Raw genomic sequence first — 8,531 nt, 5'->3', positions numbered from 1 at the left:
GCCGCCGGGAGCACACCGGTCGGGTGTGTGGCGCGTGGCGGAGAACGACGGCAGGTCTTCCACGACTCCACCCGGCCGTCCCGCATCATCCGGCCCGGTGGTTCCGGCCCGGTAGGAGGCCGGGGGAGCTCCACAGGACCTTCTCCTCTCTTCTGCTCTTCTGCTCGGTGGGCACCGGCCGGACCGCCCGGTGCCCGGCCTGCGCCCCCGTCAGTTGCTTGGTGCAACGTGCTAGTTTTGGCGGCATGTTGGGCAGGACGTACGAAAATCAGCTGTGCTCCATCGCCCGGACCCTGGAGGTCGTCGGCGAGCGCTGGACCTTGCTGATCATTCGGGACGCGCAGCTGGGCCTGCGCCGGTTCGAGGAATTCCAGGACAGCCTGGGTATCGCCCGCAACGTGCTGACCAACCGTCTCTCCAAGCTGGTCGACGACGGTTTGCTGGAGCGGGCCTGTTACCAGGAGCGGCCCGCCCGCTACGAGTACCGGCCGACGAAGAAGGCCGAGGACCTGCTCACCGCCCTGCTCTCCCTGATGCACTGGGGCGATGAACACGCCGAGGACCCGGCCGGTCCGCCGCGGATCGCCGGTCACGCGGGATGCGGTGGCAATGTCCGCGAGCGGCTCGTGTGCACCGGATGCGGACAGACGGTGACCTCGGAGGCCGTTCTCCTGCTTCCCGGCCCGGCCCTCACCGAACCCCGGGCCTGACGCCCAGCACGTTCCGCACGCCCCCGTGCGTACCTTCCGCGCGCCCGCCAGCCCACTCGCACACCCTGTCTGACGCTACGTCATATCCCGTGACCTCTGTAGTTGCTTGGCGCAACTCGCAAGGCTAGGCTGCGAGTTGCTTCACGAAACTTGCTGCTCGTCGTTCACTCCTCCCCCTCCGTTCCCGCAAGGTGATGCCCGATGGCCAGACAGAACAAGCTCGAAGACCATCCCACCGTCATCCAGGTCCGCCGACGACGCGACCGCGAATCCGCCCGGCCCGCCGAACCGCTGGACGCGGCATGGCTGCGGCAACTGTGTCTCGACGCGGGCGCGGACGACGTCGGCTTCGTCGAGATCGGCCGGCCCGAGATCGCCGACCAGCGAGCGGACCTGGGCGCCGCGCTGCCGGGTGTCCGGACGCTGATCAGCTTCGTGGTCCGAATGAACCGGGAGAGTATCCGCACTCCGGCGCGCTCGGTGGCCAACCTGGAGTTCCATCACACCGGCGACCACACCAACGAGGTGGGCCGGCACATCGTGGCCGAGCTGGAGGCGCTGGGGGTGCGTGCCCTCAACCCCGCGATGGGTTTTCCGATGGAGATGGAGAAGTTCCCCCGGAAGACGTGGGTCGTCGGCCACAAGCCGGTCGCCGTGGCGGCGGGGCTCGGCAAGATGGGCATCCACCGCAATGTCATCCATCCCAGGTTCGGCAACTTCATCCTGCTGGGGACCGTGCTGATCGACGCCGAGATCAGCGACCTGTCCCAGCCGATCGAGTTCAATCCCTGCCTGGAATGCAAGCTGTGTGTGACCGCCTGCCCGACCGGGGCGATCGCCTCCGACGGTCACTTCAACTTCTCCGCCTGCTACACGCACAACTACCGCGAGTTCATGGGTGGCTTCGGCGACTGGGCCGAACAGGTCGCCGAGAGCCGGAACGCCGACGACTACCGCTCGCGAGTGAGCGACAGCGAGAGCGCCTCGATGTGGCAGAGCCTGTCCTTCGGCGCGAACTACAAGGCGGCCTACTGCATGTCGGTCTGCCCGGCCGGCGAGGACGTCATCGGCCCCTGGCTGGACGACCGTAGGGCGCACCTGACCCAGGTCGTACGCCCCCTGGTGGACAAGGAAGAGACCGTCTACGTCGTGCCGGGTTCCGACGCCGAGCAGCATGTGGCCGCCCGGTTCCCGCACAAGCACACGAAGCAGGTGGCGATGAGCCTGCGAGCGAACAGCATCGACGGTCTGGTGGAGGGCCTGCCGCTCATCTTCCAGCGCGAACAGGCCAAGGGCATGTCCGCCACCTACCATTTCACCTTCACCGGCGACGAGTCCCGGCAGATCACCGTGACCATCCGCGACCGCGAACTCGATGTCGCCGACGGACATCACGGTGAGCCGGATCTCAGGATCACCGCCGACACCCGCACCTGGCTGCGTTTCCTCAGCAAGCCGTCGCTGCTGGCCTGGGCTCTGGTGCGTCGCCAGATCAAGCTGCACGGATCCCCGCGGCTGCTGCGCGACTTCGGACGCTGCTTCCCGTCCTGACCGGCCGGATGAGGATCCGCCACCGAATCACCACTCGCACTCCAGGAAAGGAAAGACCGGTCATGAGCACTCTCAGCGCCGAATCCGAACTCGACCTCGTGTTGGAGAGCAAGGAAACGATGGCCGAAGGTGTCGTGCGGCTGACGTTGCGCGACCCGGAAGGCCGTCCGCTGCCGGAATGGCAGCCCGGCGCGCACATCGACCTGATACTGCGGGCCGACCTGGTCAGGCAGTATTCGCTGTGCGGGGACCCGGGGGACCGGTCCCGTCTCCAGATCGCGGTGCTCCGTGAACCGGAGAGCCGAGGCGGATCGAGCCACGTGCACGACGTGCTCACGGCAGGCGAGCCGGTGCGCGTTCGCGGGCCACGCAACCACTTTCCGCTCGTGAAGGCCAAGAACTACCTGTTCATCGCAGGCGGAATCGGGATCACCCCCATCCTGCCCATGGTGGCGGCCGTCCACGCGAGCCGCGCCGACTGGCGCCTCGTCTACGGGGGCCGCAGCCGGGCCTCGATGGCGTTCGGCGAGACTCTGCAGCGGGCCTACGGAGACCGGGTGAGCCTGCGGCCGCAGGATGAGTTCGGGCTGCTGGACCTCCCTTCGCTGCTCGCCGGACCGCAACGGAAGACAGCCGTCTACAGCTGCGGTCCGGAACCCCTGCTCACAGCCGTCGAGAAAGCCTGCGAGAAGTGGCCGAGCGGAGCCCTGCACCTGGAGCGCTTCGCCCCGAAGAAGGACGCCGGCGCCGGGCCGCTCACGACCTTCGAGGTCGAACTGGCCCGGTCCGGCAAGACACTGAAGATCTCTGAGGACATGTCCGTCCTCGAGGCCGTCGAAGGTGCCGGTGTCCCGGTGATGACCTCGTGCGAGGAGGGAATCTGCGGAACCTGCGAGACGACGGTGCTGTCCGGGGAGATCGACCACCGCGACTCGGTCCTCAGCGACCAGGACCGCGCCGCCGGCGACACCATGATGATCTGCGTCTCCCGAGCCAAGGGCGACCGCCTGGTCCTCGACCTCTGACGGGCAGGTCGGGCGGCGGCCCGCAGGACGGGCGGGCGCATCGCCTGCCCGTCCTGCGGGCCGCGGCCGGCGCGCCACGTACCGAAACGGCCGCTACGACACCGCGCCCATCTCCGCGGTGAAGGCGACGGGGTCGCAGTCGAACCCGCGGACCATCTCGCGGTACGTCCACGTGGTGGCGGTGTCGCGGGTGAACTCCGCGACGGTGGTGGCGGTGGACCCGGCGACCTGCGCGAAGTCGTCCTTGAGCAGTTCCTTGTAGCCGTGAAGGACCAGTACCCCGGCGTTCGTCAGATCGCCGAAGGTCTTCGGACCGGTGTTCTGGTGGATCACCACGCCCACGACCACGCGTGCGAAGGACGACGCCAGGCGATCCAGTTCCAGCGTCATCTCCTCGACATAGCCGAGGCCCTGGCCGGTCTGGCTGTGACGGTTCATGTTGATGGTGCCGTCAGGTGAACGGCTGTCGAAGTGGACGACGTACACCGGCCGTCCGTGGGGATCGTCCGCCGAGTAGGTCGTGGCGATGATGTCGAGATGGTGAGGTGGCTCGTTCCAGGGACTGGGATCCCACTTGAGCCGTACCTCGGCCTTCGCCAGTCCAGGGTTGTCGCTGCTCACCGGATCGCCGCCTCCTCGTGCCGTACCGCCACGGGATGTGCTCCCGCTCCGTCAAGTATGGCCGTCTGTCACACTGTTGAGGCCCCGTAGGCCGGAGCGCCCCGGTCTCGCCGGTGATCATCGCTCGCCTCGGCAGGGCCGGCCCGCCCGCACGAAGCGGTAGGACGGCTCCGCGAGGCGGGCCGAGCCCTTCGTGGCACCCGGACCCGAGCGGTCCTGTCGGCGGCGGTGCGGCGAGCACGGGGTGATCCGAGCAGCCATGATGATCACTGACAGGCATGCGCCGAGGTACGCCCACGACCTGCCGCGCGGTGACGGCGACCCTGCCGGGTGAGCCGGCGGCGGAGACGGGGCACGACGACAGGAGCCCGTATGAACCCCTCAGCCGACGTCAACACCCGCATGGAGGTCATCGACGCCTACCGGGCCCATCTGCGGGCGATGGCCGACGGCGACACCGCCGCGCTCGACACTCTGCTCGACGACGGGTTCACCCTGACGCAGACCACGGGGGACCGGCAGCAGAAGGCCGAGTGGCTGGCGGACCTGCGCGCCGCGACGTTCGTCCCCCTCGGGATCGAGGAGAAGACCGTGACCGTCGTGGTCGACGGCGGGACGGCACGCCTCGTGGGCCGTGTCATCACCCGCGCGACCGGGGACGACGCACCCGAGGACCAGCGGCTTCAGCTGACCATGGACTACGCGCGGGTACGCGACAGCTGGATCGCTCTGCGTTCCGTGGCCAGAAGTTGGTGAACGTGGCGGAGCCCGCCGCCCGCCGGTGAGATCATCGGCCCATGGACGTGGAGGCGGAGGACCGGATGGTCGACGTGGCGGCCGGCCGGGTCACGCTGGCGGACCGGCGGACCGGCCGGAGCTGGACCGTCGACCTCGCTCCGTACCGCATCGGGGTGTACCCGGTCACCCGGGAGCTGTACGCGCGGATCACCGGCGGGCTGCCGGACGGTCCGCGAGGGCTGCCCGTGGAGAGCGTCTCCTGGTGGGACGCGGTCCGTTTCTGCAACGCCCTGTCCCGGCACGAGGAGCTGACCCCCGTCTACGATCTCGCGGCCGACGGCGAGAGCGCCGGGCGGGACGCGACGGCCGACGGCTACCGGCTGCCGACCGAGGCCGAGTGGGAGCACGCCTGCCGCGCCGGCACCACCGGACCCCGCTACGGCGCCCTCGACGACATCGCCTGGTACCGCGGCAATTCGCAGGAACGCCTCCATGAGGTGGGCGGCAGGCTCCCCAACCCGTGGGGACTTCACGACATGCTCGGCAACGTCTGGGAGTGGTGCTGGGACCACTACGACACCGAGGTCTACGGCAGCTACCGCGTGCTGCGCGGCGGCGGCTGGTTCGACGAACACTGGAGCTGCCGCGCCTCCGTACGGCGCCGCAGCCATCCCACCTTCCGCGTGGACGACGTCGGCTTCCGCGTCGCCCGGTCGGGGAGTGCGCGGTGAGGGGCCGGCTGCTCGCCGTCCTGTTCCTGGCCGGCGCGCTGTCAGGGTGCTCGCTCATCGGCCGGGGAGCGGCCTGCACCCAGGCGGACATGGACTCGGCCGTCGGCGTGCGGTGGACGCCCGCCGACTTCGGGGGAACCGACGCGGCCGTCGTACGGGTGTGCGTGGGGGAGCGGTGCGCCCAGCGGGCGTCGGGCAGTTCCGAGGATCCGTTCGCGAGCCTCTCGGTACGGCTGCCGGACGACGTCGGCGACACCACCGTGCCGGTACGGCTCACCGTCACCTCGGCCGAGGACGGCCGGGTCGTCGTGACCGACCGGTTCCTGGCCCGGCTGACGGAGCAGCACCCCAACGGACCTTCCTGTCCGCCCACGGTCTGGACCGCGGCCTACCGCGCCCACCCGGAGCGGGGCCTCGTGCCGGCCGTGGGGACCAGCCCGCGCTGACCACGGGACGCTGTCGGCGAGTCCCGGCAGGCCGGGCAATTGGCAGATCGAGGCCGGAGAAACGCCGTAGAACCGGCAGTTCGCCGGCCGCTGTCTGCCAATCGTCGTCAGCCGAGCGGATCAGCCGAGCGGATCAGTCGAGCGGATCCGCCGACAGCGTCACCGCGGCGGCCGGGTCAGCCGTCGGTCTCGTCGTCCTGTGAGGAGGGGCGCGGCCAGGGGCGTCCGCCGATGGCCTCGATGCCGTTGTTGAAGCGCTTGAGGTAGGACGCGAACGCGGTGATGTCGTCCTGCGACCAGTCCGCCATCACCCGGTCCAGGACCTCGACGATGCCCCGCCGCTCCTCGTCGAGCAGCCGCTCGCCCTGCGTCGTCAGCCGGAACTTGCGGGCCATCCCGCCCTCCGGATCCGGAATCCGGCTCAGCAGGCCCGCGCGCACCGCCGCCGCGGTCTGCCGGTTCAGGGTGGAGGCGTCCAGGCCGAAGGCGTCGCTCAGTTCCCCGATCGACATCGGGCCCTGCACCCGGATCCGGCTCAGCAGGATGTAGGCGCTGCGCTCCAGGAGGGCGTCCGTGCGTCGGCCCCCGCGCCGGCTGAGGAACGTATGGCGGCTGAGCAGCATCTGCTCGTACTCGACCTCGTGCGTCGGCCTCTGCATGTGCCCGAGCCTCCTGTTTCGTGCGGCCGCCCCGGGGCCCGTCCCGGCGGCGGCCGCTCCATCCTGGCACACCGTCCTGCACACCCCACATCACATGGTTGATACATAAGACATGTACGATGCACATCCTCCACCTCCACGATGCACATCCTCCATTCCGTGCTCGTTCCCTCATCCAGAGAAAGCCGAGGAGTCCGCCCATGGACGCCCCCCAGCCCACGGCCCGCGCGGGCGGCGTGGTCGCCACGCTCGCGCTCGCCGGCGTCACCGCCGCGATCATGCAGACCCTGGTCACCCCGCTCATCGCCGAGCTGCCGCAGATCCTCGACACCTCGTCCTCCAACGCGGCCTGGGTCATCACGGTCACCCTGCTGGCCGCGGCGGTCTGCGTGCCGGTCGTGGGCCGTCTCGGCGACCTGCTGGGCAAGCGGCGCATGCTCCTCGCCTGCGCCGTGCCGCTGATCGTCGGCTCCGTGGTGTGCGCCCTCGCCTCCGACGTCGTCACGATGATCGTCGGACGCGGCCTCCAGGGCATGGGCATGGGCATGCTGCCGCTCGGCATCGCCCTGCTCCGCGACGTCCTCCCCGCGGAGAAGCTCAGCTCCTCGATCGCCCTGGTCAGCGCCTCCATGGGGATCGGCGGCGGCCTCGGCCTGCCCATCGCCGCGGCGATCGCCCAGTACGCCAACTGGCGCGTGCTGTTCTGGGGTTCGGCCGGCATGGCCGTCGCCGTCACCCTGCTCATCTGGTTCCTGATCCCCTACGTGCCGGCCGGCGCCAAGGGCCAGCGCTTCGACCTGCCCGGTGCGCTCGGCCTCGCCGTCGGCCTGGTCTCCCTGCTGCTCGCCGTCTCCAAGGGCGCCGACTGGGGCTGGGGTTCGGCCACCACGCTCGGCCTGTTCGCCACCGCCGTCGTCGTCTTCGTGGCCTGGGGATTCTGGGAGACCCGCACCACCGACCCGCTGACCGACCTGCGCACCACCGCCCGCCCGCGGGTGCTGCTCACCAACCTCGCGTCCGTCTTCGTGGGCTTCGCGATGTACGCGAGCATGCTCGTCATGCCGCAACTGCTCCAGTTCCCGGAAGCCACCGGTTACGGCCTCGGCCAGTCGATGCTGGCGACCGGCCTGTGGATGGCGCCCGGCGGCATCATGATGATGTTCGTCTCCCCCCTCGGCGGGAAGCTCACCAACGCCCGCGGCCCGAAGTTCACCCTCGTCTGCGGCGCGCTGGTCATCGCCGCCGGCTACGGCCTGTCCATGGCGCTGATGGGCTCCGCCTGGGGCCTGATGATCGTCGGCATCGTCATCAACAGCGGCGTCGGCCTCGCCTACGGGGCGATGCCCGCCCTCGTCATGAGTTCGGTCCCGGTGTCGGAGACCGCCGCCGCCAACGGCTTCAACACCCTCATGCGCTCGCTCGGCACCTCGATCGGCGCCGCCGTCATCGGCGTGATCCTGGCCCAGATGACGACCACCCTGGGGGGCGTCAGTCTCGCCTCCGAGGACGGCTTCCGCACCGCGCTCCTCGTCGGCGGCGGCCTCGCCCTGGTCTCCGCGGCCATCGCGTCCTTCATCCCCGGCGTCCGCCCGGCCGCGTCCGGCACGCAGGAGACCGGCACGGCCGCCGAGCCCGCGCAGGCCAAGGCCTGAGTCCCGGCAGGGGGTGCGGGGCGTTCCACCGCTACGACCCCGCACCCGCCGCAGGGATCGGGCCGGTTCCATCAGGCCGGGTTCATCGGGCCGGGTTCGTCAGCCCGGTTTCATCAGGCCGGGTTCGTCAGGCCAGGTCCAGCAGCCCCCTGCGGACCGCCTCCGTCACCGCGGCCGCCCGGTTGTCCGCGCCGAGCTTGCGGTAGACGCGCACCAGGTGCGTCTTGACGGTGGCCTCGCTCAGGAACAGGGCTTCGGCGATCGCCCGGTTGCCGAGGCCCTCGGCCAGCAGCCGCACCACCTCGACCTCCCGCCCGCTCAACTCCCGCCGCGGGTCCTCCACTTGTCCGACCAGGCCGCCCACGATCTCCGGGGCGAGCCCCAGCGCGCCGGCCGCC

At 70.2% G+C, this 8,531-nt stretch carries 10 protein-coding genes; 7 read left to right on the top strand and 3 right to left on the bottom strand.

Annotated elements, in window-relative coordinates; all coding sequences use genetic code 11:
* Positions 1-245: 245 nt before the first annotated feature.
* From BZL64_RS08775 to BZL64_RS08765, 3 genes are all read left to right on the top strand, one after another.
* Positions 246-710, top strand: a complete 465-nt coding sequence (locus BZL64_RS08775; RefSeq protein ID WP_086767778.1) for a winged helix-turn-helix transcriptional regulator — start codon at positions 246-248, stop codon at positions 708-710.
* Between the two features lie 201 nt (positions 711-911).
* On the top strand, positions 912-2,261 hold the full coding sequence (locus tag BZL64_RS08770; protein WP_086767776.1) for an SCP2 sterol-binding domain-containing protein: 1,350 nt from the start codon (positions 912-914) through the stop codon (positions 2,259-2,261).
* 62 nt (positions 2,262-2,323) lie between these two features.
* Positions 2,324-3,286 (top strand): PDR/VanB family oxidoreductase, encoded by a 963-nt coding sequence (locus BZL64_RS08765; protein ID WP_086767774.1) that lies wholly within the window; start codon positions 2,324-2,326, stop codon positions 3,284-3,286.
* A gap of 93 nt (positions 3,287-3,379) precedes the next feature.
* On the opposite strand, the gene BZL64_RS08760 is transcribed toward BZL64_RS08765, so the two are convergent.
* Positions 3,380-3,907 carry a TerD family protein gene (locus BZL64_RS08760; RefSeq protein ID WP_086767772.1) on the bottom strand — a complete coding sequence of 176 codons (528 nt, stop codon included), beginning with the start codon at positions 3,905-3,907 and terminating at the stop codon, positions 3,380-3,382.
* Positions 3,908-4,279: 372 nt separating this feature from the next.
* Between BZL64_RS08760 and BZL64_RS08755 the strand changes: the two genes are divergently transcribed.
* The 3 genes from BZL64_RS08755 to BZL64_RS39780 are packed head-to-tail and all read left to right on the top strand — an operon-like array spanning position 4,280 to position 5,822.
* A complete protein-coding gene (locus BZL64_RS08755) occupies positions 4,280-4,663 on the top strand; it encodes a nuclear transport factor 2 family protein (protein ID WP_086767770.1) in 384 nt (127 codons plus the stop codon).
* Between the two features lie 41 nt (positions 4,664-4,704).
* Positions 4,705-5,376: a formylglycine-generating enzyme family protein gene (locus BZL64_RS08750; RefSeq protein ID WP_086767768.1), complete on the top strand. Its 672-nt coding sequence runs from the start codon at positions 4,705-4,707 to the stop codon at positions 5,374-5,376.
* On the top strand, positions 5,373-5,822 hold the full coding sequence (locus BZL64_RS39780) for a hypothetical protein (RefSeq protein ID WP_086767766.1): 450 nt from the start codon (positions 5,373-5,375) through the stop codon (positions 5,820-5,822). Before BZL64_RS08750 ends, BZL64_RS39780 begins: the two co-directional genes overlap by 4 nt.
* Before the next feature lie 176 nt (positions 5,823-5,998).
* Here BZL64_RS39780 and BZL64_RS08740 read toward each other — a convergent pair whose 3' ends face one another.
* Positions 5,999-6,481, bottom strand: a complete 483-nt coding sequence (locus BZL64_RS08740; protein WP_086767764.1) for a MarR family winged helix-turn-helix transcriptional regulator — start codon at positions 6,479-6,481, stop codon at positions 5,999-6,001.
* Between the two features lie 200 nt (positions 6,482-6,681).
* Between BZL64_RS08740 and BZL64_RS08735 the strand changes: the two genes are divergently transcribed.
* Entirely contained in the window at positions 6,682-8,133 is a 1,452-nt protein-coding gene (locus BZL64_RS08735; protein WP_086767762.1) for an MFS transporter, read from the top strand.
* A gap of 127 nt (positions 8,134-8,260) precedes the next feature.
* Here the strand turns inward: BZL64_RS08735 and BZL64_RS08730 are convergent.
* On the bottom strand, positions 8,261-8,531 hold a 271-nt coding region (locus BZL64_RS08730), incomplete at its 5' end, for a helix-turn-helix domain-containing protein (RefSeq protein WP_143663054.1).

The organism is Streptomyces bobili, from assembly GCF_002154575.1.
GTDB lineage: Bacteria > Actinomycetota > Actinomycetes > Streptomycetales > Streptomycetaceae > Streptomyces > Streptomyces bobili.
This window is presented reverse-complemented; position numbering and strand designations above follow the sequence as displayed.

Excerpts from the sequence above, each read along its gene's own strand:
- BZL64_RS08775 (WP_086767778.1), top strand. The coding sequence starts at position 246 with ATGTTGGGCAGGACGTACGAAAATCAGCTGTGCTCCATCGCCCGGACC.
- BZL64_RS08770 (WP_086767776.1), top strand. The coding sequence starts at position 912 with ATGGCCAGACAGAACAAGCTCGAAGACCATCCCACCGTCATCCAGGTC.
- BZL64_RS08765 (WP_086767774.1), top strand. The coding sequence starts at position 2,324 with ATGAGCACTCTCAGCGCCGAATCCGAACTCGACCTCGTGTTGGAGAGC.
- BZL64_RS08755 (WP_086767770.1), top strand. The coding sequence starts at position 4,280 with ATGAACCCCTCAGCCGACGTCAACACCCGCATGGAGGTCATCGACGCC.
- BZL64_RS08750 (WP_086767768.1), top strand. The coding sequence starts at position 4,705 with ATGGACGTGGAGGCGGAGGACCGGATGGTCGACGTGGCGGCCGGCCGG.
- BZL64_RS08740 (WP_086767764.1), bottom strand. The coding sequence starts at position 6,481 with ATGCAGAGGCCGACGCACGAGGTCGAGTACGAGCAGATGCTGCTCAGC.
- BZL64_RS08735 (WP_086767762.1), top strand. The coding sequence starts at position 6,682 with ATGGACGCCCCCCAGCCCACGGCCCGCGCGGGCGGCGTGGTCGCCACG.